The following is a 21,614-nucleotide window of genomic DNA, read 5'->3' on the forward strand; positions in this document are numbered from 1 at the left end:
TAAAAGAGGGGTTTCTGTTTCTTTAGGTTACAGCCGTTACGACTGTTATAATTACAACTAACTAATTTAGTCACCGAACCTAAAGGTAAAAACGCCTAATTAAAGTAAATACCACCAGGAATAATACCTACTGATAGGGTTTCTATGGCTATTTTGGTATTTAGATCATAAACCGTAAGTGTTCCATTACTGGCATAATCCCCTGCATCAGTACCGTATAATCTCCCATTGTTTATGACCATGGTATAAAAACTGACACCTTCCAATGCTACATCCAGATCCAAACTTGTAGCGGACAAACTTTGTTTATATACCTTATCGCCTAATTTATAATACAAATCACCTCCGTCTAAATTCAACCCCCCTGGATGTTGCGTAGTTTCGAATTGGATATTGCTATCCACCTCATTGGAAGCGGTATTGATCTTGGAAAGCACCCCTGCAGTTTCATCCCCTGTATAAGCGGGTTTTCCTGAGGCCAGGACCCACAAATTTCCGGAGGCATCCAATTGCATGGAACTGGGCACATCCCCTACTGTAAGTGTTTTTACTACCTCATTGGAAGCGGTATTGATAACCGAAACCTTATTGTTCTGTCCCCAAGCACCCTGATGGGCCACATAAACCGTATTGTCCTTGGCCAAAATGGCCTCAGGGCCCAAAACTACGGATATGGTGCCTTCCACAGTATAATCCTGAAGATTGATAATGGCTACGAAATCATCTGTTTCATCTGCGGTATCACCCCAGTTGGTAACGTATCCCTTGCCGTTGGCTTCAATAAAATACCTAGGGTTGTTCAATCCGTCAGTAATGCTAGCAATTTTTTCAAAAGTATATCTATTTACCACATTTATCTTGTTGGAGACATTGGCCACTATAAACGCCTCATCCTCCGTGAATCCTATAGACTGTACAACATTGCCAAGATCCTCATCATTCGTCATTTTATAAATTTCGTTACTCACTACGGACAGATCCTCGGAAATAAAAGTGACCGTTCCCGTGCCATTACTAAAGGGACCTTCATTGGAAACCAATATTCCATTTGCGTAATCGCCCATAGGCTCTTGAATCTCCTCATCATCATTGGAACATGACCAGGTAAGACCGATAGTCAACAAGGATAAAAATACATTTCTAATCTTCATTTGTTTTAGCTGTTTTTAAAATTTAGTAATTAATTGTAATTGAAAATTTCTATTGGGCATAGGCCTATAGGCCACATTCTGATAATCTTTATTAAACAAATTGTTCACCCTAACCCCTATAGTAAATTTAATTTCGGGAATGTCGGGCCAATGGTAATCCATCCCTATATTGCCAATGGTATAAGAGGGCAAACTATCACTGTTATCTGTGGTAGTGTAGACCGAACCATTATATAAAAATTGATAAAAGGCTACCAACTTCTTATATTGATAGGCCACGTTTGACCTCAACAAATGCTCCGGCACATACAGTAATTGATTTTTTGTTGAATTGTCTATAGATTTGGTGAAGCTATATTCACTTTCCCAGGCCACATTTTGGTTCTCCCATTTCTTCTTCCAATCAAAACCCAGTTCTAATCCATATTGGGAAACATCCTGAACATTCATTGCCATCCAAATTCCTTGTGCATTGGGTCGCCATTGAATTAAATTATCGGTTGTTATGCTATAGGCATTTAATGAAAGTGCTATGTTTTTCACTGCAACCGTCTGCCCAAGTTCCACCTGCCAAGAGGTTTCCGGCAAGACCTCCAAATTACCGCTAGCCCCGGCACCTGTCCAATAAAGATCATTGAAGGTGGGAATTCTATGGTTTTTGGACGCATTAATAGCCAAGGTGTAGTTTTTGGCTACTTCATAACTACTGTTCAATGAAAAAAGAAAAGGACTATCAAAATCGCTGACCACTTCTTGTCTCAAGTTTACACCGTAACTCAATTTATCCGAAAGTTCATGGGAGAATAGGAAAGTGCCCGAAACAAAATTTCTTTGGGCATTTTCAATAGAAGTCCCTTTGGCCCATATGGAAGAAAAATCAATAATCCCATTTAAGGTAATTTTCTTTAATTGATATTTATAATCGTAGTTGGCAAGGACGGTATTGGCTTGCCCAAAACTAAACTCCTCCCTTTGCTTATTTGGGAAATATCGATAACGCTCATATAAATGCCCCACTTTTAAACGAGAGACCTTACGTTCGTTAAAGCTGCTCAACTCTATGAGCGACCTGTGATTTAAATCCCTATAATTTTCATCGGCCGGGGCCGTCAAGGTCCCGGAAAAATCCCTGTCCCCACTAAAGGTGTTGTGGTACAACTTTATAATTTGCTGATCGGACAAAATAATGCCAATATTGGCATTTAAATTAAATTGATCATAAGCACCGTTCTCATTCCTTAAATTAGTACCCAAATACTTATAATCGTTATCTGAAGCTATGTGGTTGATTCCGATATGAAAAGACGTTTTTTCTTTGCCAAGAGAAGTATTAAAAGCAAGTTTGCTGGTATTAAAACTACCATAACTTGTCTGTAAACTATTTTTCCAGCCGTTATTAAACCTAAAGCTATCGTTTAAAAGAATAGTGCCCCCAACGGCCCCACTCCCGTATTGCACCGAGCCCCCGCCACTTCTGACCACCACATCCCCATAATTCCCTGGAATTAAAGTATTGAAATCTGTCTGGCCGGTAAGTTGTGAATTTATATTTATCCCGTTCCAAACAACAGCGGTCTGTTGGGCGTTGGTACCCCGAAATGAAGCTGAAGAGACCATTCCATAACCATTTTCCTTAAAATACATATTGGAATTATACCTCAATAAATCGGTAAGTGATGTGCCGCTTTTTTGATAAACGGAATCATTGACAACCCTAACTTTTGTTCCTTTTGAAAAATGAAGCAGTTTGGCATCGCTCAAAACTACCTCGTCCAAAACAATAACGCTGTCCCTTTGCCCAAAAACCTGCGCAATAGCCAAGAGTACCAATGAAAATAAAAATATTCGCTTTTTTTCCATATCCAAGAAGACCCTTTGCCCGAAGATCTATTCTATTTAGTGATGAATATGGCAGGTCTCCTGACTTGCGTACTATCATTTACCTTCCCACCCCATAATTTAGGGCAGTGGTATTAGAAGAAATGATAGCCATCCAATAAACATGGATTAAGCTCACAGTTGCGGGAACAGTTTCGGAGTTTCACCGAATTCCCTTTTAATCCTATCCCCCAAACATTAGGGAATAGAAACCAAAATTCGCAGCGAAACTACTACTTTTTTTTGGAAGTATCACTGTCCTTTTTTCTATTTAGTTTATAGGCCAACCAGATAAAACCAACTATAAAATGTAAGACTATGACAGCGGCAATAATATATATTAGGGTGTTGGACTCTCCTCTCATAATTTTTTGATTTGCCCAAAAATAAATACTCTGGCCGCAATAAATTATGACCATTGTTAGGCTTTTAGAAATTTTGATTCAAGAAATTAATGCTACTTTTGAATTTTTAAACAAACCTTTAGCCTCTTGAACAAAGCCCTTCTTTTTCTACTCCTTCTATGTATTTGTTCTTGCAAACAGCCTAAAAAGGAGAATATTTCCAGCGCCGTTTTATCGCAGCCCATAACCATAGATTATGCCCAAGGATTTACAATTGAGAGGACAACATCCGATATAACCATTATTAAAGTATCCTCACCTTGGCCAGAATCGGAAGATAGTTTTACCTATGCTTTGGTGCCTAAAGAAAAATTGGCCAGCATTACCTTGGACAAAGACGCCTATAACGCCATAATAGCTGTTCCGGTAGAAAAAATGGTAGTTACCTCCACAACCCATATCCCTGCACTGGAGGCTTTGGGAGAGGCTGATAAATTAATAGGATTCCCAGATACGGAGTACGTATCTTCCCCAATGACCAGAAAAAGAATAAATGAAGGATTGGTGCAGGAATTGGGCAACAATGAATCCTTAAATTCAGAAATGGTGATTGCCTTAAACCCCGAAGTAGTGGTAGGTTTTAGTATTAACCACGAAAACAAGGCTTACGAAACTATTCAACGATCCAATATTCCCGTAGTGTACAATGGGGATTGGACAGAAGAAACTCCCTTGGGAAAAGCGGAATGGATAAAATTTTTCGCCCCATTTTTTCAAAAGGAAAAAGAGGCGGATAGTATTTTCAAATCCATTGAGGACAATTATAATAATGCCAAGGCCTTGGCAAAAAAGGCAAATAACAGACCTAAAGTTTTAAGCGGAGCCCTTTATAAGGATATATGGTACCTGCCGGGCGGAAAAAGCTGGGCCTCCAAATTTATAGAAGATGCAAACGCCGAATATTTATGGAACAGCACCTCCTCCACCGGAAGCCTATCTTTAAGTTTGGAAAGTGTAATTGAGCGGGCTTATGATGCCGATTTTTGGATCTCCCCTTCACAATTTGGCAGCTATTTGGAACTAAGTAAAGCCAACCAACATTATGCCCAATTTTCTGCTTTCAGAAATAAGAAGGTATACACCTATGCCAATTCCACAGGGGAAACTGGGGGATTGCTCTATTTTGAATTGGCACCAAACAGACCGGATTTGGTCCTCAAAGACCTTATCCATATTTTTCACCCCGAGCTGCTTCCCAACTATAGGCCAACCTTTTTTAAACCCTTGGATTAAGTGCTACAACTAAAAACATATAGAACCTATTTTATCCTTCTGCTGCTGGTTATGTTGGTTTGTTTTATAGTGAACATTAGCTTGGGCTCGGTATCCATTCCCTTAGAGGATACATTGAACGCTATAATGGGCAGACCTACCAAGGTGGATTCTTGGCGCTATATTATTTGGAACTACCGAATTCCCAAAGCGTTTACCGCCATTTTGGTAGGTAGTGGTTTGGCCTTAAGTGGTTTGTTGATGCAGACCTTATTCAGAAACCCCTTGGCCGGTCCCTTTGTATTGGGCATAAGCGCGGGCGCAAGTTTAGGTGCTGCCCTATTAATTTTAGGGTCCGCCCTATTCTCCGGGATATTTGCCTTCGGCATGGTAAATGATATTTCCTTGGCATTGGCATCCAGTATCGGTAGCTTTCTGGTACTATTGGCCGTTATGGTAGTTGCATCCAAGGTAAAGGATACTATGGCACTACTTATCATAGGCCTAATGTTCGGTAGCATTACCACTGCAGTAGTAAGTGTGCTATCCTACTTCTCCACGGCCGAAAAATTACAGCAATATGTATATTGGTCTTTTGGAAGCATTGGTAATTTATCATGGAATCAGCTTTTGTTATTGTTAATGATCATAGCGATTGGAATTTTGATCAGTATTTTTTCCATAAAATCTTTGAACGCATTACTATTAGGGGAAAGTTACGCCAGGAGTCTGGGCGTAAACATGAAGCAATCCCGGTATGCTATAATTGTTGCCACAGGATTATTGGCCGGTGGTGTAACCGCTTTTGCAGGCCCTATTGCCTTTATAGGCCTGGCAGTTCCACATTTGACCCGACAGATTTTCAATACCACCGATCATAAAATTTTGGTACCGGCCGTGTTGATTTACGGTGCCATTTTAATGCTGATCTGCGATACAATTGCACAAATGCCCAATTCGGCCAGTGTTTTACCCATTAACGCCATAACATCCATCATTGGGGCGCCAGTGGTTATTTGGCTGCTCTTGAGGAAAAGGAAAATGATTTTTTAATTTCCGATCAGTATCGGGCAGCGGTGGAGTAGCTTCTATGAATAAGTAGCCTAAAAAGAGATATTAAAACAGGAAAAACCAATAACTTAGCAACAAAAATTCACCTCAGATAGATACAAGTACTCCCCATATCGCCCTAAAAACGGAAAACCTGAGCATAGGTTATACCAACAAGAAGCAACAGTCCTACATTGCCCGGGATATTAATTTTTCCCTAGTTAAAGGTGAACTTGCCGCCATTGTTGGCGTTAATGGTATTGGGAAGTCTACTTTATTGCGAACCCTTGGCAATATACAGCCCAAATTATCCGGCAGTATCACTTTAGACAGAGTTCCTTTGGAACAGCACACTATAGCCCAACTGGCCGCTGAAGTAAGTGTTGTACTAACAGAACCCATCGCTTCCAAAAATTTAACGGTGCTGGAACTCATCAGTCTAGGTCGGCAGCCATACACCAATTGGATAGGGACCCTTACCGAGGATGATAAGGAAAAGATCTCCTTAGCATTGGACATGGTCCAGATGTCAGAATTAAAGTCTAAAAAGTGTTACGAACTTAGTGATGGACAATTACAGCGGGTAATGATCGCTAGGGCCATAGCCCAGGACACCCAGCTAATTTTACTGGATGAGCCTACGACACATTTGGATCTATACCATAAGGTCCAAATATTGAAATTGCTCAAATCTATTGCCCATACAACAAAAAAGACCATTCTCTTTACTACCCACGAAATTGAAATTGCCATCCAGCTGTGCGACAAAATGTTGATATTGGAAAAAAACCAGAGTACCTTTGGATCACCTTGCGAATTGATAGAAAAGAAAAGTTTTGAAAATCTTTTCCCCGCAGACATTATTACTTTCGATGCACAAACAGGTTCTTTTAGAGTTAATAAGTAATAAAAGTCAACATCACTTTTTTTTAACACAATCCACTATCTTTACAGCAAAGATCAATAACTAAATGAATGAATTGCTAGTATATGCAGTCCTTGCCCTAGTAGGCCTTGCCATTGGATATTTTCTAGGGAATTATATCCAAAATCTAAAAACGAAATCCAGTCAAAGTGCCCTTTTGGAGCGGGAACAACAATTGAGAACAAACCTCAGCACCTTGGAACAGAGGCTTATTGATGCAGAAGAGCACAAAACCCAATTACAATCCGAAAAGGAGCAATTGGGGAATAGAATTGTCCGCTATCAGGCGGAAATGGAGAATTTGGACCTTAAAAATCGGGAACAAAAAGGGGAAGTAGAAAAATTACAGGAAAAGTTTACCAAGGAGTTCGAGAATTTGGCCAATAAAATTTTAGATGAAAAAAGCACCAAGTTTACAGAACAGAATAGGGAAAACATTAAAAACATATTGACTCCTTTACAAGAGAAAATAATTCTTTTTGAAAAGAAGGTCGAGGACAGTCAAAAAGAAAGTGTAGGCATGCATTCCGCCCTAAAGGAACAATTGGCCAATCTTCAAACTCAAAATCTTAAAATCACCCAAGAAGCCGAAAACCTTACCAAAGCCCTAAAAGGGGACAGTAAAATGCAGGGCAATTGGGGCGAATTGGTATTGGAACGCGTTCTGGAGAAGTCGGGTCTGGAAAAAGATCGGGAATATACGGTACAACAAAGCTTTACCCGTGAAGACGGAAGCCGGGTGCTGCCCGATGTTATCATAAACCTGCCCGATGGCAAAAAGATGATCGTGGATTCCAAGGTTTCCCTTACAGATTATGAACGATATGTAAATGCCGAGGATGAACTGAAGGAGAAATTTCTAAAAGATCATATCAATTCCCTGAGAAGGCATGTGGACCAACTTTCTGCCAAGAAATATGAGGACCTTTACGAAATGGAGAGCCCGGATTTTGTACTCATGTTTGTTCCTATAGAACCTGCATTTGCCATTGCAATAAACAACGATAACAACCTGTACAACAAGGCATTTGAACAGAACATAATCATAGTAACCCCTTCCACCCTATTGGCTACCTTACGTACTATTGATACCATGTGGAACAATGAAAAACAGCAACGCAATGCCATTGAAATCGCACGTCAGGCAGGAGCCCTATATGATAAGTTTGAAGGCTTTGTTGGGGATTTGATGAAAGTTGGCAAAAAAATGGATGAAGCTAAGTCCGAATACAAGGGAGCTATGAACAAATTGGTCGATGGCAGAGGGAATATAATTACCAGCATAGAGAAATTAAAGAAAATGGGCGCCAAGGCTAAAAAATCCATCCCCGAATCTCTCCTGAAAAGAGCTCAGGATGATGATGATGAGAATGAGGAACCTTTGACCTTACTATAGTTAACTTAAACAATCAGTATGAAAAAAATACTCGGATTAACCCTGCTCGGCCTGGTCTTAGTGATGACCGCCTATTTTTTATTTGTATATTTTGTTCCCTATAGCGAAGGTATCCGCTCAGGGGAACTTATAAAAATAAGCCATAAAGGAGTACTTATAAAAACATGGGAAGGCGAGATTAGCCAAGGAATATCGGGCGCACAAATATTTTCCTTTTCGGTTTTAAAGGACGATGTAATTGCCAAGTTAAAGGAATATCAGGGATCTTATGTTAAAGTGACCTATATAGAGCGCTACAGGACCTTCTTTTGGTTGGGAGATACCAAATATTTTGTCACTTCTGTAGAAAAGGAAAACTCTCCACACTTAAACTAAAAACAATGGACAAATTTAAAACTGCCAGACAATCCAGAGTATCCATAACCGAATTAATGCTGCCTTCCCATTCCAATTTTGGGGGAAAGGTACACGGTGGCCACATATTAAACCTAATGGATCAAATAGCCTTTGCCTGCGCCTCCAAACACTCCAGAAAGTATTGTGTTACAGCATCAGTGAACAAGGTAGATTTTTTAAATCCCATTGAGGTCGGGGAATTAATTACGTTGAAGGCCTCCGTAAACTACACGGGACGAACCTCCATGGTCATTGGTGTCCGGGTAGAATCCGAAAATGTAACCACAGGAAAAAAGAAACATTGCAATTCCTCCTATTTTACTATGGTAGCCAAAGATGCAGATGGCCGAAGCACTCCTGTACCAGGTTTGATCATTGAAGACGAACAGGGGGTTCGCAGGTTTGCACGTAGCATTCAACGAAAAAAACAATCAATGTCACGAAGCAGTACATTTGAATCGTCACAATTTAAAATTAATGACCACTTAAAAGATCTGGATAACGAGAATGTAAAAATTAATCTGGATCCCGCCTAGTTGATTTGGGCTGCGGCCTCCTCGTCCAAGAACCAAATCAACTCCCCAGATGAAGGTGCTACTAAAGAAGCCGGATAACTTTCATGGCCTTCTTCCTTGGTAATTATGGACCTGACTTTTTCTGCCTTACTACTACCTGTCACTAAAAACGCAACCATTTTGGCGTTATTGATCAGCTTCCCGGTTATGGTAATCCTTCTTTGTCCCGAATCTGGATGAATAGCTACTTCACAGTTATTCGTTGAGTCCCATAAGCCTATTTCATGTGGAAAAATAGATGCTGTATGTCCGTCATCGCCCATACCTAGGATAACCAAATCAAATTGAGGTATGCTTTCCACTATGGGCAATTCCTCTTCTAGCACTTTTCCATATCTTCCAGCCTCCAATTCCGGCAGGTCTTCTCCACGGACACGATGAATATTATCTTTGGGAATATTGATCTTGGATAATAAGTGGTCTACCGTCATTTTGTAATTACTTTCCGAATCGGTAGGTGGAACACATCGTTCATCTCCCCAATACAAATGTACCGTTGACCAATCCACATCCTTATAATGCTCTGACATATAATCAAAGACCACCTTAGGGGTACTACCTCCGGACAAAGCTATATGGGTTGTTTTATTTTCTTTTATCAGTTCTTCCAAATAATCGGAAAAGTTTTTGGCAACTTCCGTTTTGGTAGGAGATATATTAATATGCATCTATTATATTTTATTGAATTAATAATTACTTTATAACACAGAAACCAGGATCATCGGCCAAGTTCTCCCCGGGATTCCTCCACTTTAAGTCCCCTTCCAGTAAACGGTCCGAATTGGTTGGGCCCCAAACTCCGGAAGAATAACCATATATGTTAACATCCGAACCATTCTTCCAATAGTCCAATATAGGATCAACAAACTCCCATGCCGCTTCCACTTCATCCGCTCTGGCATAAAGGGTAGCATCGCCCTGCATGGCATCCAACAACAATCTTTCGTAAGCGTCCATTACATTGTTATCTGCCAGATTGGAATAGTAAAAGTCCAGATTGGCGCGTTCTACGGTAAAGCCCTGCCCTGGGACTTTCACCCCAAATTTAATAAGGATGCCTTCATCCGGTTGAATCCGAATGATCAACTGGTTGTCCTTGTTGTTCATATCCGAATTTTTAAACACTTGGTGGTGCGGCGATTTAAAATGTATCACCACCTCTGTTACCTTGGTAGGCATTCTTTTAGCGGTACGCACATAGAAAGGAACGTCTTTCCACCTCCAGTTATCCACGAAAAATTTAATGGCGGCATAGGTCTCCGTTTTGGAATTGGGATCAACACCTTCCTCTTCCCTATACCCCTTAACTTTTTTACCATCTATAACAGATGACAGGTATTGCGCCCTTACCGTATTATTATACAAGGTTTCCTCATCGCGCATAATTCGCAATGATTTTAATGCCTTGACCTTTTCGTTCCTAATTTCCTGAGCGCTGGCATCTATTGGTGGCTCCATCACAATTAACGAGACTATCTGCAATAAATGGTTCTGGAACATATCCCGAAGCGCACCGGATTTATCATAATACCCACCCCTTTTTTCCACGCCAACACTTTCGGCATTGGTAATTTCTATATGGTGTATGTAATTTCTGTTCCAAAGTGGTTCAAAAATACTATTGGAGAAACGGGTCACCAATAAATTCTGAACCGTTTCCTTGCCCAAATAATGGTCAATTCTATAGATCTGGGACTCCTTGAAATAAGTTTGCAGACCAATATTTAGATTTTTGGCCGTCTCCAAACTATAGCCAAATGGTTTTTCAACAATGATTCGCTTCCAACCTTCGGTTTCGTTATTCAAACCTTGCTCGGAAAGATTTTTTGCAATTAACTCGTAGAGACTGGGTGGAGTGGAAAGATAAAAAATATAGTTGCCCTCGGTACTGAATTTAGTATTTAAATCAGATATCCTGGTGGCCAACTTACTGTATTCCTTATTGTAATCCTCGCCCAGATCCTCATAAAAAAACTTGTCGGCAAAAGTATTTATAAAATCAGAAGATGCGTCCTTTACCTTATCCTTGAGGTAAGTACTCTCCTGGACTACCTTCCTCCTAAACTCACCATCGGTCATGTTACTCCTACTTACTCCCAAAACCACGAAATTCTCAGGAAGCTGTTTTGCCTTGTACAAGTTAAATAAAGCTGGTACCAGCTTTCTAGCAGTTAAATCTCCTGATGCCCCAAAAATAACAAGCATTTGATTTGCCGTTTTATTCATAATATAATTATTGGAAGTTTTGTTCAATTTGTTGGGAATTTAAAACTTTGGTTCTAAAAACCGTTTAATTGACTATTTTTGATTTTTGAATTATCGTGCGAAGATAAAACTAATTTAGATTATTCATTTATAAACAAGGACACTTAACAAAAGCCACTTTATTTTGTTAAATAACTTTAAGGAAAAAACATGGAAAACACATATGATTTTGGATTGATTGGCCTAGGGGTAATGGGACGTAATTTTATTTTAAACGTTGCGGATAACAACTTTTCGGCCATGGGATACGATCTTGATGATGAAAAAGTAAATGCACTGATCGAAGAAGGACAAGACACCAAAAGAGTAAATGCCTCCACCAATATTGAACATTTCGTACAATCCTTATCACAGCCTAGAAAAATTATGCTTTTAGTGCCTGCCGGTAAAATAGTGGACTCCGTAATTGAAAGTCTTTTGCCATATTTGGACAAGAACGACCTTATTATAGATGGTGGAAATTCATTTTTTACCGATACCGATCGTAGGGAGACTTATTTACAAAGTAAAGGAATTCACTTTTTCGGCTCTGGTGTCTCCGGAGGTGCAAAAGGTGCCAGGCGGGGCCCCAGTATAATGCCGGGCGGAAACAAAGAAGCCTACAAGGAGGTGCAGCCTATATTTGAGGCTGTCTCTGCCAAATTTAAAGGAGAGCCATGCGTAGCCTATTTAGGCCCTAAATCTGCCGGAAACTATGTAAAAATGGTACATAACGGCATTGAGTATGGTCTAATGCAACTTACTTCCGAAATATATGACCTTCTAAAAAAGGCGGGCAAGTACAATAATGATGAACTTCATGCCATTTTTGATTCCTGGAACAAGGGTAGATTACAATCCTTTTTAATAGAAATATCCGCTGAGATTTTTAAACAGGAAGATGACAAGGGCGATGGCAGATTGGTAGACAAGATATTGGACAAAGCCAAACAAAAGGGTACCGGTAAATGGACATCCCAAAATGCCATGGACCTGGGTATTCCCATCCCAAGTATAGATATAGCCGTAAGTATGAGGGAAATATCGGCCTTGAAGGAAGAAAGGGTTTTGGCAGATAAGCTATACAATAGGCCAGAGCCAGCAATAATGGACAAAAAGGAAATGGCAAAATGGGCGGAGGAAGCACTTTACTTTTCCTTTATCACCACTTATGCACAAGGACTCCATCAATTGGCAGATGCCTCCAAGGAATATGGCTACGATCTAGATCTTTCTGTAATAGCCAAAATTTGGAGAGCGGGATGTATTATCCGCGCCGGTTTGTTGGAAGACATATCCGCGGCTTTTACCAAGGACAAGCAATTGCCAAACCTTTTGCTATCCCCACAGTTTGTTCCCAAGGTGCAATCTACTGTAGGGGCCACTAGGAATCTTGTAGCATATGGGGCCAAAAATGGCATTCCATTGCCAGGTCTTTCCAACTCTTTAATCTATTTTGATGCCTACACCTCTGGCAGGTTGCCTTTAAACCTTATTCAGGCGCAGCGCGATCACTTTGGTTCGCACACCTATGAAAGGACAGATATGGAAGGCATCTTCCATACGGAATGGGAGTAACCTATGGGAATAAAACTTTGTATTTGAATTTTTTTTGGGCTATTTTTAATATAACATGAAAGTAGCCCAAAAAATTTAATATGAGCGGAAGCATTCAGGACATGAACAATAGAGTGAATCAGAATCGCTCTCTAAAACCTTCCAATCGAGCACGGTTTAAGGATAACAATAGGGATAATATATATTCCGATACCGTGCCGGCACTTACAAAATTGAACTTCAAGAAAGTATCCGAAATAGAATTAAAAAAAATAAAGGATCGGATAAAAAACAGGGCCCTTAAAGATCGTAATAGAGAAATGTTTATTTTTCTTGTTATAGCATTAACTCTCGTTGCAACTCTTTTCATTCTCTTCAAATAAACGCATATCGTCTTTATTAAGTTCCCTACCTAAGACAGCTTCAAATTGTTCCTATAAAATTAAAATATGGTTGCCATATCCCGGCTTCCTCTGCCTTCCACCACCTAATATCACACAAAATTCAATAAAAAATTTCCCTAAGAACAAAGTTTAGGTGATGACAACCTTCATCATAGATCGAATTTTATGTTGATCATTAAAAATGCCTTTTACCGAAAAAACAGTTCCAATAAGAATGAAGTCCCATATTTTAATTTAATTTTACCCACTAATATTTGAATCTATGAACCCTTCTGCCACCGGTTGGATAGATAAGTTTGGGTATCTGGTAAAGGACAATAACGACTATTTTAACTCCTTTGAAGAATTATATGCCCTACTCAAGAGTACCGGATTTGTTTATGGGATTAATCTGGATATACCCCCATTTATAATTAGAGAGGTTCCCTTGTCCGAGGATGAAAAAGCCAAGATCAATTTAATAACCGCACTCTATTTCACCTACAAGCTTAAAAACAACGAACCCAATTTCGAAGCTTTCCTTGGTTATATCTTTAAGTTCTATAAAGATTTGGGGATTAACAGAATTTCGTTTTTGAACAAATTTCTTACGGGTAAAAAAACGTCTTCCAAACTGGAAAACCTTTTGAACTCAAGAATCTACCTAGAGGACAATGTAATAAGTAAGACCTTCAATAAAATCATAACCAATTCGTTGCTTTTTATAGATGTTCTAAGCTTTAAAAGATATCTTGAAGGTGAAACTTCAATAAAGGAATATGCCCAACGCCTGGAACATATCACCATAAATGTTACATATCATACCTTAAATTCCAAAGAGAAAAATAAGAGTGACGAAAAACTGGCGCAACTTTTTGCCTCCTCGCTGACCTTTATTGAAAGCGTAAAACAGGATTTTGATGGCTCCTATAGAGATGAATTGGTCAACAAATATTCCGGTTCGGAAAATAGGTATTTTCTGGATGTTGCCTGCTTAACGGTATGGGAAGACCAGTCATTGGATTACACCGAATCCGACTTTATTTTTGGCTTGGGCAGGGACCTTGGTTTTGACCAAAATGAAATAGCAAAATCACTACAGGATGTTACCGGATTTTTTCAATTGAATGCCGACAAAATACCCCATCTTAAGGACCACAATTTAGCTGTCCAATTTTACGATAGCATGTCCAAAATAGTAAACAAACTTATCCTCAGAAATAGCAAACGTCTACAAAAGGAACTTTCTGAAAGTAAGGAATTGGTTACCCTATTATCCAAATCAACGGTGAAGGATCTTAGCCCGGAAGAGAAGAAAAAAGTGCAAAATCAACTCGTTGATATTTTTAAAAGTATTCCTTCGCTAGCCATTTTCATACTTCCCGGCGGAGCAGTTTTATTACCCATATTCATTAAATTAATTCCGAAACTACTACCTTCCTCTTTTGACGACAACAGGGTTGAAGAATAGCCCAAAATTGCTCAAAAACACTACTATAAGAAAAACCTATAATTGATTATTTTCAACTTTAATATACTTAAAATCAATTATTTAAATATACTTACTCCAACCATAACTTAAAGTCTTTCACTCTTTCCCTACTTACTATTATTTCTTGTTCATTATAGCGGTTTAATTTGATTTCCAACCTAGAATTGGTGTAAGAAACAATATCTTTTATATGACTTATGTTCACGTAGAACTTTCTGCTCACCCTAAAAAAGGAGTTGGGGTGAAGTTCCGATTCCAAGTTTTCCAGGGTAAGATCCAATAGATAATTTCTACCATCGATAGTGGCTGCATAGGTACCTTTGTTCTCACTGTAGAAACATTCTATCTCCTCTGCATTGATAATTTTTAGATGCTGCCCTACCCTCACAGTAAACCTCTTTTTGTACTCCCGCTCCAAAGGGTTTACCAACAACTTTTTTATGTCTTCAAAATCGAGGGTCATTTTCTGTTTTTCAGGCCTAAAAACAAGGTACTTTTTTACGGCAATTTCCAACTCTTCATCATCTATGGGTTTCAACAAATAATCGATGCTATTCAACTTAAATGCCTGCAACGCATATTCATCATATGCAGTAGTGAAAATTACCGAACTTTGTATATCAACGGCCTCGAAGATCTCAAACGATAATCCGTCCGAAAGCTGAATATCCAAAAAAATTAAATCTGGATGATTGTTTTCCCGAAACCAAATAATGGCCTCCTCAACAGAATGGAGCATAGTGGACACCCCTACCTTCAAATTGGTCAATAATCGACCTAATCTTCTTGCGGCCGGTTTTTCATCTTCAATAATGATTGCATTCATTTTAATTGGCTAATTGGTTTTTGTTTGATTGCTATGGCACTATATTATCTTCTTATTCCTCCATGTATTTCCGCATCTGCCTTTCCTCCCACTTCCTAAAAAATCCAGGTTTCAATTTCAGAAAATAAACTCCGACCACCACGAGGATCACCCCCCAAATAACTGGAATAAGAACCATATTCCATTCCATCCAATTTAAAAAACCCTGATCCTCAACTCCGTTGGCGGTAAAAAAATCAAGGAGCCTTCCTTTAAAAATCAAAAGAAGAGCATTCATAACCAGATAAATAGCAATATGTGCGTAAAAATTTTTAAGATTATCCACTCGCTTTTTAGCCTTAATGTACTTTTCCAAGTTATTCCTATCCATTTGCGCTATTTGTATTTTTCAACTTCCCGTTTCTCTTTCTCCATGTATCTTTGGATCTGCCTTTCTTCCCAATCCTTGTTGAAAAATGGATTATAAGAAAAAACCTTTAAGCCATGAAACAGTAAACCTACGCCCCAAAACAACCACACTGCAAAAGTTTCAAAGTCCCAAAATGCCTCCAGAAAGGAATCGCCATTGCTGATGTCACCTATAATCTTAGCCGTTGTAATAAATACATTTACAGCAAGATATACCACAAGATGAACATAAAACCCCTTTAATTCCGCTACGTGTTTTTTGGCGCGCTCCAATTTATTTTGCTTATCAATATCCATTATTTCCACCTGTTTTTTCTTTCATCCTCCTGCATATACTCTTGAATTTTCCGTTCTTCCCAGTTCTTTCCAAAGAAAGGGTTCAAACCAAAAACCTTTACGGCATGAAACACCAAGCCAATTCCCCAACCAAAGGCCGCCCAAAGAAACCAGGGGTACCGCCATTGATTGGTCCAGTAGTTAAGGGCCGCCAGAAACCCGATAAAAACAAAATAGGACATTAGGCTCATATAAAACTTCTTAATGGCACCAACCCTTTCTTTGGCCCTGAAATATTTGTTTTCCTTATCTATATTTTCCATTATTTGATTTTTATTCAAAATTCGTGACCTGTATAGTATTTTTCAAAAATAAGATCCTGAAATGTTGATTTTATAGGATGGACCGTAACCCTAAAAATCTTCATCTTCCATATACTTCTGAATTTTCCTTTCCTCCCAGTTTTTCCCTAAGAGCGGATTGTAACCAAAAACTTCCATACCATGAAGCGCTACACCAAATCCCCATCCAACAGCAGGGAAAAGTACCCATGGAAAACTCGTAGTGTTATAATTGAGTATAGCCAATAAGGGCAATACTACACAATAGGATATTAGATTGCCATAAAACCCCTTAATCGCCTCTACCTGTTCTTTGGCTTTTTGATAGCGTTTGTCCTCTAAAAATGTTTCATGCGTTTCCTTAATCCCTATTCTTTCCGTTAGTATTGGGAGCTTGACCGTAAATTCCGAAGCAGATTTATTGACCTGAACCTCCCTACTGGACAACATTTGGTAACGTTCCTGTATATTCCTGAGCCCAACCCCACTACTTTTTTTAACGACCTGCTTCTCCTGTAGATTATTCGATACACAAAGCATACCCCCTTCCTCATATACGCGTATCCGCAAGGGTCTTGCAACCGTTACCACGTTATGCTTAACCGCATTTTCCAACAAGAGCTGTAGGGACAAGGGAACTATTTTTGCCTCGGCATCACTGCATTTCCCAGGGATATCAAAAACTATACTATCCTCAAATCTCATTTTCAACAACCTTACATAAGTTTCAGCAAAGGCAAGTTCTTCGTCCACGGTTACCAAGTCTTTGTTCTTCTGCTCCAATACATATCGATATACCTTTGAAAGGGAAGTTGTGAATTTTTGAGCTTGAAGGGGATCCTCCTCAATTAAACTGGTAAGCACGTTTAAACTATTGAACAAAAAATGTGGATCCAATTGATTTTTAAGGGCATCGAACTTGGCAGAGGCAGTACCTGCAATTATTTTCTGCTCCTTTACCTTGTTCTCCTGCCGATGTTTAAAGTACCAAGCCAAATAAAACAGTGCAGAAATTAAAATCGCCAAAAACAGCGAAACTTTGTATTGCCCTGGCTCCTCATTTGCCAAAAAATCCAACAGAGGCATTTTTCCAATCCCTACCCTAAGAATTAAACGGGAGAGGAATATCCCCGCCAAGGAGAACGCAATGTTGCCGGAAATCGCAAATAACAAGCGTTTCCCCCTGTATATCTGCTGCCCATATTTAATTATAAGAAATTGAATCCAATACGCATTCACCATATAAAGGATTACAGTAAAAATCATATTGGCGTAATACTCCTGAAAAGCCCGCTCAACACTAAAGCCGCCATCGAATTCTCCCATAAAAAAGAAAACAGCGAGAAACACAAAATATAACAATGTACCTATAAACAGTGCATTTCCTATATGTTTAATAAACCGCATCATTAAGTCTTATTTGTAATCCATTTTAACATAATCCCGGAAATTCATCCCTCCGTTATCGACACATATGGAAGGCACCCGGCTTAAAGTTAGCAAAAAGTTTCCACGACGGTTCAAGATCTACTGTAACATAACGGACACCCTGTTTACTGTACAAAGATTCCGCCGCAAATATTTCCGGCATCACTTTAGATTCATTACTGCATTGATTTACAGTATAAAAAGTGCAATTATCTACTAATTCACTTTCATTATGAGCCGCCGCCAATTCATTGACGACGGTTGCCAGGATTATCAATATGACTTTATGCATAGCTCAATTTTAAGTGAGTTTTTCATTGGGCAAATGTGACTTAAATAAAAAAGGCAGGAAAATTGAATCTACCGAATTGTAGATTTAATGGGATGAGCTGGAGATAAAATGACCATAAATATAAAAGAGGACGCACCCCTACGTCCTCTTTTGAAGTTTTAAAAAATAGTTTCGTATAACAAAACGTATTTTTCAAGTCTTAACTTATGAATGTTAAAATTAACATTTATTCTCCTACGAAAAGCTCTTTTTTGAAAAAAAATTAACTCAAACCGTAATTCTGTATTTGCCCACTACATAGATTAATACTTACAGAAGGGTAGTTGGTACCACAAAACAGGAGGTTCCACCCATTAATCGACACCGATAGAACGGACAGCAATATTACAACGCCAGCTAATACAAGTTAGGAGAATTTTGGATCAATCCTAAAAGCTGTGTGTGAATTAGAAAAAGATAGGATAGACTTGCCCATAGTTTGTGTTCTGTTCATTTTTTGCATCGCCCAAAAAACGAACCAAAAAACGCTAGGCTGATTTTAAATTTCTTTAAATCTACGCACTTTCCACGGCCGCATCGTCCAGACCGCTTTCACTTGGGTGAAATGCTCTTTGGACGGCTACCAACACCCAACGCGGAAACCGCTTGGTTTAAAACGAAATTGATAATAGGCCGTTCCTATGTTCCGTAAACCTAAATAATGTAGATAAATCATTATCATTAATTTAATGCTATTGAACATTGTCTTCAAAGCCTATGGTCTGATTGGTCTTCTTCCGTAGTGGAGATGTCATGGCCGTTAAGAATTATTGAAGCCTTGGAGATAATTTAGGCCATGGCAGCGGTCCATAAAACCCCAAGATTTTAGGGGCCACCTAGTGAAGAAGGGTCTTTTCTTTTGTTTCGTTTTCTTTGGACAAGCAAAGAAAATGAAAGAATAATTTTAACAATAATTTCATTCGATTTTGCCCAATAAATAAAGCTAAAATCAAAAAACACAAAATATTATGTTCATCCTAATTTTTGAAGAAACACAACAAATAAGCATGATCCAGAATTTTATTCCCAGAAGAGATGTAAATCCTTAAAATAAAAAAGAGGACGCACCCCTACGTCCTCTTTTAAAAGTTAAAAAATAGGCTTTTTACCAAATAACTTATTTTTTAAGTCTTACTTATGAATATTAAATTTAGTGATTATTTTCAAATAAATAACGCTTTTTTTGAAAAAAGATTAACTCAAAACGAAATTCCTTCCCAAAAAAAATCTCTTCAACACCCCTCATTGAACTTAAAACAGAACTTTATATTTCACTTTTTAAAAAATTGTAAATAAACTATTTACCTAAAAAAGTAAACTCTGGCAACTTTATTATCTCGCCCCCTTTTAGGGCCGACTCATGTGCCAGGATCCCAACACAGGTAATGTTGGCGGACTGTTTGGCATTGGGGTATGGCGCTTTATTCTGAATCAGGGCATTTACAAATTCGTGCACCAAATGTGGATGGGAGCCCCCATGACCAGCCCCCTGTGTAAATGAAAGATGTTGATGCTCTTCTGAATCATACACGCCTTGGGTCGTAAAGTGTTGTATTTCCTTCGGCAATAATTTTGCGAAATCCGGGCTTTCCACTTCCTCCGGAATTTCAGGTTCCGGTTTTTTGGCCGTGTGCACCACCAATGGCTTTCCTTCGATAAGGGGCCACTCTACCGATTTCTTCGAACCATACACCTCAAAGCTTTCCCTGTATTGTCTGGCTACATCAAATAGCGAACGATATACCTGAGCGCTTAGATCGGAATTCCGAAATTTAATATGCGTCGTCTCCACTGCAAATGGTGAGTTGTAATGCGGTATTAACTCCTCCCGTATAGTTCCCGACCCAAAACAGGAAACGTATTCAGCTTCGCCTCTCAAAAGGCCCAGAACAGGCCCTACACAATGTGTAGCGTAGTGCATTGGCGGCAAACCCGGCCAATAATTGGGCCATCCGTCCATATCCTGCTGATGGCTTGCTTTTAAAAACTGCACCTTGCCCAGCTCGCCTTTTTCGTACAACTCCTTCATAAACAGAAACTCCCTGGCGTAGACCACGGTTTCCATCATCATATAGGTGAGTCCTGTTTCTTCCGTTAAGCGTACAATTTCCTCGCATTCTTCTACCGAAGTTGCCATGGGTACGGTACAAGCTACATGTTTCCCTGCCCTTAACGCTTTAATGGACTGTATACCATGATCTGGAATAGGTGTGTTGATATGTACCGCATCTATTTCCGGATCCAGCAATAATTCATCATAGGAAGTATATCTTTTTTCGATATTGAACGCATCGGCCAACTGTTTTAGTTTATCTGGATTCCTTTGGGATACAGCCACCAAATTGGCGCTTGGGTGCTTTTGGTAGATAGGGATGAATTCCGCTCCAAATCCCAAGCCTACAATGGCGATGTTTACTTTCTTACTGCTCATCTTTTTCTATATTTAATTAAATGTCCTTTTTAAAAAATCAATCCCTTGGGAGGCGAATTCGTCCTGACTCTCGGCCAAATTTTTCCAAATGCACACGGCTCCAGCCAACTCTTTGATCTCCGGAGTAAAACTTTCGATGACGATAGCCCCTTTATAGTCAATAGCCCTTAAGCCATCTGCAAAATCAGCCCAAGGTGTTAATCCGGTACCAGGAATTCCCCTGTGGTTCTCAGAAACCTGCACATGCACCAACTTGTCACCTACAGTCTTTATGGCTTCCGCAATATTCTTTTCCTCAATGGTCATATGAAAACCATCTAGTAAAACTTTAGCACAACCGTGGTTAACATCTGCAATAAAACGCATTACATCTTCCGCCGTGTTGATCATGTCCGACTCAAAACGGTTTAACGGTTCCAAGGCTACGGACACCCCATAATCCTGGGCCATGGCACAAACCTTGGCAACATTGCTTACCGCTAGGCACCACTCCCGTTTGCGCTCTTCCCTTGGAAGCATTCGAGCCTTACCTACGGCAGCATACATGGGTCCAGCCAAAAAATCTACTTCCCATAGATTACATAGTTGAAAACACTTTTCTATGTAGTTGAAGCAATTTTGATGTACTGCGGTATCCTTATGGGTCAGATCTTTTGTTGGCCCAAAGGCTCCACAAACAACCGCTTGCAGCCCATTGTCTTTCAATGCTTTTTTTACAATTTGCCCATTGATAAGTTCCGGATCCTCCACTGGGATTTCCACCAAATCATACCCCATCTTTTTAATTTTAGGGAACAGGGCAATGGATTGTGTATTAAAAGGTGACTCCCAAAGCCAGGTGCTTACACCGTATTTTATATCATTTGTCATTATAGAATAATTACTTTAAATAAGTTATAGTAATAGTTTA

General features: G+C 39.3%; 20 protein-coding genes and 1 riboswitch. Of the genes, 9 read left to right on the top strand and 11 right to left on the bottom strand.

Features of this window, described 5'->3' with window-relative positions:
* Positions 1-95: 95 nt before the first annotated feature.
* Together KO529_RS08430 and KO529_RS08435 are read right to left on the bottom strand one after the other, a co-directional pair.
* The gene (locus tag KO529_RS08430; RefSeq protein ID WP_215947475.1) at positions 96-1,151 is read right to left on the bottom strand and encodes a YncE family protein; all 1,056 of its coding nucleotides are present in this window, start codon (positions 1,149-1,151) and stop codon (positions 96-98) included.
* A 15-nt stretch (positions 1,152-1,166) separates the two neighbouring features.
* Positions 1,167-3,011 carry a TonB-dependent receptor gene (locus KO529_RS08435; RefSeq protein WP_215947476.1) on the bottom strand — a complete coding sequence of 615 codons (1,845 nt, stop codon included), beginning with the start codon at positions 3,009-3,011 and terminating at the stop codon, positions 1,167-1,169.
* Positions 3,012-3,044: 33 nt separating this feature from the next.
* A riboswitch (cobalamin riboswitch) is annotated at positions 3,045-3,261 on the bottom strand.
* 259 nt (positions 3,262-3,520) lie between these two features.
* On the opposite strand from KO529_RS08435, the gene KO529_RS08440 reads away from it, so the two are divergent.
* The 6 genes from KO529_RS08440 to KO529_RS08465 all read left to right on the top strand — a co-directional run bounded on the left by KO529_RS08440 (position 3,521) and on the right by KO529_RS08465 (position 8,948).
* The gene (locus KO529_RS08440; RefSeq protein ID WP_215947477.1) at positions 3,521-4,666 is read left to right on the top strand and encodes an ABC transporter substrate-binding protein; all 1,146 of its coding nucleotides are present in this window, start codon (positions 3,521-3,523) and stop codon (positions 4,664-4,666) included.
* Positions 4,667-5,698 (top strand): FecCD family ABC transporter permease, encoded by a 1,032-nt coding sequence (locus KO529_RS08445; protein WP_354667770.1) that lies wholly within the window; start codon positions 4,667-4,669, stop codon positions 5,696-5,698.
* 202 nt (positions 5,699-5,900) lie between these two features.
* The gene (locus tag KO529_RS08450; RefSeq protein WP_354667771.1) at positions 5,901-6,602 is read left to right on the top strand and encodes an ABC transporter ATP-binding protein; all 702 of its coding nucleotides are present in this window, start codon (positions 5,901-5,903) and stop codon (positions 6,600-6,602) included.
* A 64-nt stretch (positions 6,603-6,666) separates the two neighbouring features.
* Positions 6,667-8,016, top strand: a complete 1,350-nt coding sequence (gene rmuC / locus KO529_RS08455; RefSeq protein WP_215947478.1) for a DNA recombination protein RmuC — start codon at positions 6,667-6,669, stop codon at positions 8,014-8,016.
* Between the two features lie 18 nt (positions 8,017-8,034).
* The gene (locus KO529_RS08460; protein ID WP_215947479.1) at positions 8,035-8,391 is read left to right on the top strand and encodes a 6-phosphogluconate dehydrogenase; all 357 of its coding nucleotides are present in this window, start codon (positions 8,035-8,037) and stop codon (positions 8,389-8,391) included.
* Between the two features lie 5 nt (positions 8,392-8,396).
* On the top strand, positions 8,397-8,948 hold the full coding sequence (locus tag KO529_RS08465; RefSeq protein WP_215947480.1) for an acyl-CoA thioesterase: 552 nt from the start codon (positions 8,397-8,399) through the stop codon (positions 8,946-8,948).
* Here the strand turns inward: KO529_RS08465 and pgl are convergent.
* Complete coding sequence (gene pgl, locus KO529_RS08470; RefSeq protein ID WP_215947481.1) at positions 8,945-9,655, bottom strand: 6-phosphogluconolactonase; 711 nt, start codon at positions 9,653-9,655, stop codon at positions 8,945-8,947. The genes KO529_RS08465 and pgl overlap by 4 nt on opposite strands.
* 25 nt (positions 9,656-9,680) lie before the next feature.
* Positions 9,681-11,213 (bottom strand): glucose-6-phosphate dehydrogenase, encoded by a 1,533-nt coding sequence (gene zwf, locus KO529_RS08475; protein WP_215947482.1) that lies wholly within the window; start codon positions 11,211-11,213, stop codon positions 9,681-9,683.
* Positions 11,214-11,402: 189 nt separating this feature from the next.
* Here zwf and gndA point away from each other — a divergent pair, with 189 nt between their 5' ends.
* The 3 genes from gndA to KO529_RS08490 all read left to right on the top strand — a co-directional run bounded on the left by gndA (position 11,403) and on the right by KO529_RS08490 (position 14,642).
* Positions 11,403-12,809, top strand: a complete 1,407-nt coding sequence (gndA, locus tag KO529_RS08480) for an NADP-dependent phosphogluconate dehydrogenase (protein ID WP_215947483.1) — start codon at positions 11,403-11,405, stop codon at positions 12,807-12,809.
* Positions 12,810-12,889: 80 nt separating this feature from the next.
* On the top strand, positions 12,890-13,171 hold the full coding sequence (locus tag KO529_RS08485) for a hypothetical protein (protein WP_215947484.1): 282 nt from the start codon (positions 12,890-12,892) through the stop codon (positions 13,169-13,171).
* 283 nt (positions 13,172-13,454) lie between these two features.
* Positions 13,455-14,642: an LETM1-related biofilm-associated protein gene (locus KO529_RS08490; protein ID WP_215947485.1), complete on the top strand. Its 1,188-nt coding sequence runs from the start codon at positions 13,455-13,457 to the stop codon at positions 14,640-14,642.
* A gap of 91 nt (positions 14,643-14,733) precedes the next feature.
* On the opposite strand, the gene KO529_RS08495 is transcribed toward KO529_RS08490, so the two are convergent.
* The 7 genes from KO529_RS08495 to KO529_RS08525 form a co-directional block, all read right to left on the bottom strand.
* On the bottom strand, positions 14,734-15,489 hold the full coding sequence (locus tag KO529_RS08495) for a LytR/AlgR family response regulator transcription factor (protein WP_215947486.1): 756 nt from the start codon (positions 15,487-15,489) through the stop codon (positions 14,734-14,736).
* Positions 15,490-15,541: 52 nt separating this feature from the next.
* Positions 15,542-15,859 (bottom strand): 2TM domain-containing protein, encoded by a 318-nt coding sequence (locus KO529_RS08500; protein WP_215947487.1) that lies wholly within the window; start codon positions 15,857-15,859, stop codon positions 15,542-15,544.
* 5 nt (positions 15,860-15,864) lie between these two features.
* Entirely contained in the window at positions 15,865-16,194 is a 330-nt protein-coding gene (locus tag KO529_RS08505; protein WP_215947488.1) for a 2TM domain-containing protein, read from the bottom strand.
* Positions 16,194-16,496: a 2TM domain-containing protein gene (locus KO529_RS08510; RefSeq protein ID WP_215947489.1), complete on the bottom strand. Its 303-nt coding sequence runs from the start codon at positions 16,494-16,496 to the stop codon at positions 16,194-16,196. The genes KO529_RS08505 and KO529_RS08510 overlap by 1 nt, the downstream gene beginning before the upstream one ends.
* A 90-nt stretch (positions 16,497-16,586) precedes the next feature.
* A complete protein-coding gene (locus KO529_RS08515; RefSeq protein ID WP_215947490.1) occupies positions 16,587-17,924 on the bottom strand; it encodes a 2TM domain-containing protein in 1,338 nt (445 codons plus the stop codon).
* A gap of 1,646 nt (positions 17,925-19,570) precedes the next feature.
* On the bottom strand, positions 19,571-20,704 hold the full coding sequence (locus KO529_RS08520; protein ID WP_215947491.1) for a Gfo/Idh/MocA family oxidoreductase: 1,134 nt from the start codon (positions 20,702-20,704) through the stop codon (positions 19,571-19,573).
* Between the two features lie 12 nt (positions 20,705-20,716).
* Positions 20,717-21,574: a sugar phosphate isomerase/epimerase family protein gene (locus KO529_RS08525; protein ID WP_215947492.1), complete on the bottom strand. Its 858-nt coding sequence runs from the start codon at positions 21,572-21,574 to the stop codon at positions 20,717-20,719.
* Positions 21,575-21,614: the final 40 nt, after the last annotated feature.

Source organism: Arenibacter algicola, assembly GCF_018860365.1.
Classification (GTDB): Bacteria; Bacteroidota; Bacteroidia; order Flavobacteriales; family Flavobacteriaceae; genus Arenibacter; species Arenibacter algicola_B.

Bases quoted from the DNA above. Each gene is read 5' to 3' on its own strand.
- pgl (WP_215947481.1), bottom strand. From the start codon at position 9,655: ATGCATATTAATATATCTCCTACCAAAACGGAAGTTGCCAAAAACTTT.
- KO529_RS08495 (WP_215947486.1), bottom strand. From the start codon at position 15,489: ATGAATGCAATCATTATTGAAGATGAAAAACCGGCCGCAAGAAGATTA.
- KO529_RS08525 (WP_215947492.1), bottom strand. From the start codon at position 21,574: ATGACAAATGATATAAAATACGGTGTAAGCACCTGGCTTTGGGAGTCA.
- KO529_RS08430 (WP_215947475.1), bottom strand. From the start codon at position 1,151: ATGAAGATTAGAAATGTATTTTTATCCTTGTTGACTATCGGTCTTACC.
- KO529_RS08505 (WP_215947488.1), bottom strand. From the start codon at position 16,194: ATGGATATTGATAAGCAAAATAAATTGGAGCGCGCCAAAAAACACGTA.
- KO529_RS08460 (WP_215947479.1), top strand. From the start codon at position 8,035: ATGAAAAAAATACTCGGATTAACCCTGCTCGGCCTGGTCTTAGTGATG.
- KO529_RS08510 (WP_215947489.1), bottom strand. From the start codon at position 16,496: ATGGAAAATATAGATAAGGAAAACAAATATTTCAGGGCCAAAGAAAGG.
- KO529_RS08500 (WP_215947487.1), bottom strand. From the start codon at position 15,859: ATGGATAGGAATAACTTGGAAAAGTACATTAAGGCTAAAAAGCGAGTG.
- gndA (WP_215947483.1), top strand. From the start codon at position 11,403: ATGGAAAACACATATGATTTTGGATTGATTGGCCTAGGGGTAATGGGA.
- rmuC (WP_215947478.1), top strand. From the start codon at position 6,667: ATGAATGAATTGCTAGTATATGCAGTCCTTGCCCTAGTAGGCCTTGCC.
- KO529_RS08465 (WP_215947480.1), top strand. From the start codon at position 8,397: ATGGACAAATTTAAAACTGCCAGACAATCCAGAGTATCCATAACCGAA.
- KO529_RS08490 (WP_215947485.1), top strand. From the start codon at position 13,455: ATGAACCCTTCTGCCACCGGTTGGATAGATAAGTTTGGGTATCTGGTA.
- KO529_RS08485 (WP_215947484.1), top strand. From the start codon at position 12,890: ATGAGCGGAAGCATTCAGGACATGAACAATAGAGTGAATCAGAATCGC.
- zwf (WP_215947482.1), bottom strand. From the start codon at position 11,213: ATGAATAAAACGGCAAATCAAATGCTTGTTATTTTTGGGGCATCAGGA.
- KO529_RS08520 (WP_215947491.1), bottom strand. From the start codon at position 20,704: ATGAGCAGTAAGAAAGTAAACATCGCCATTGTAGGCTTGGGATTTGGA.
- KO529_RS08515 (WP_215947490.1), bottom strand. From the start codon at position 17,924: ATGATGCGGTTTATTAAACATATAGGAAATGCACTGTTTATAGGTACA.
- KO529_RS08435 (WP_215947476.1), bottom strand. From the start codon at position 3,011: ATGGAAAAAAAGCGAATATTTTTATTTTCATTGGTACTCTTGGCTATT.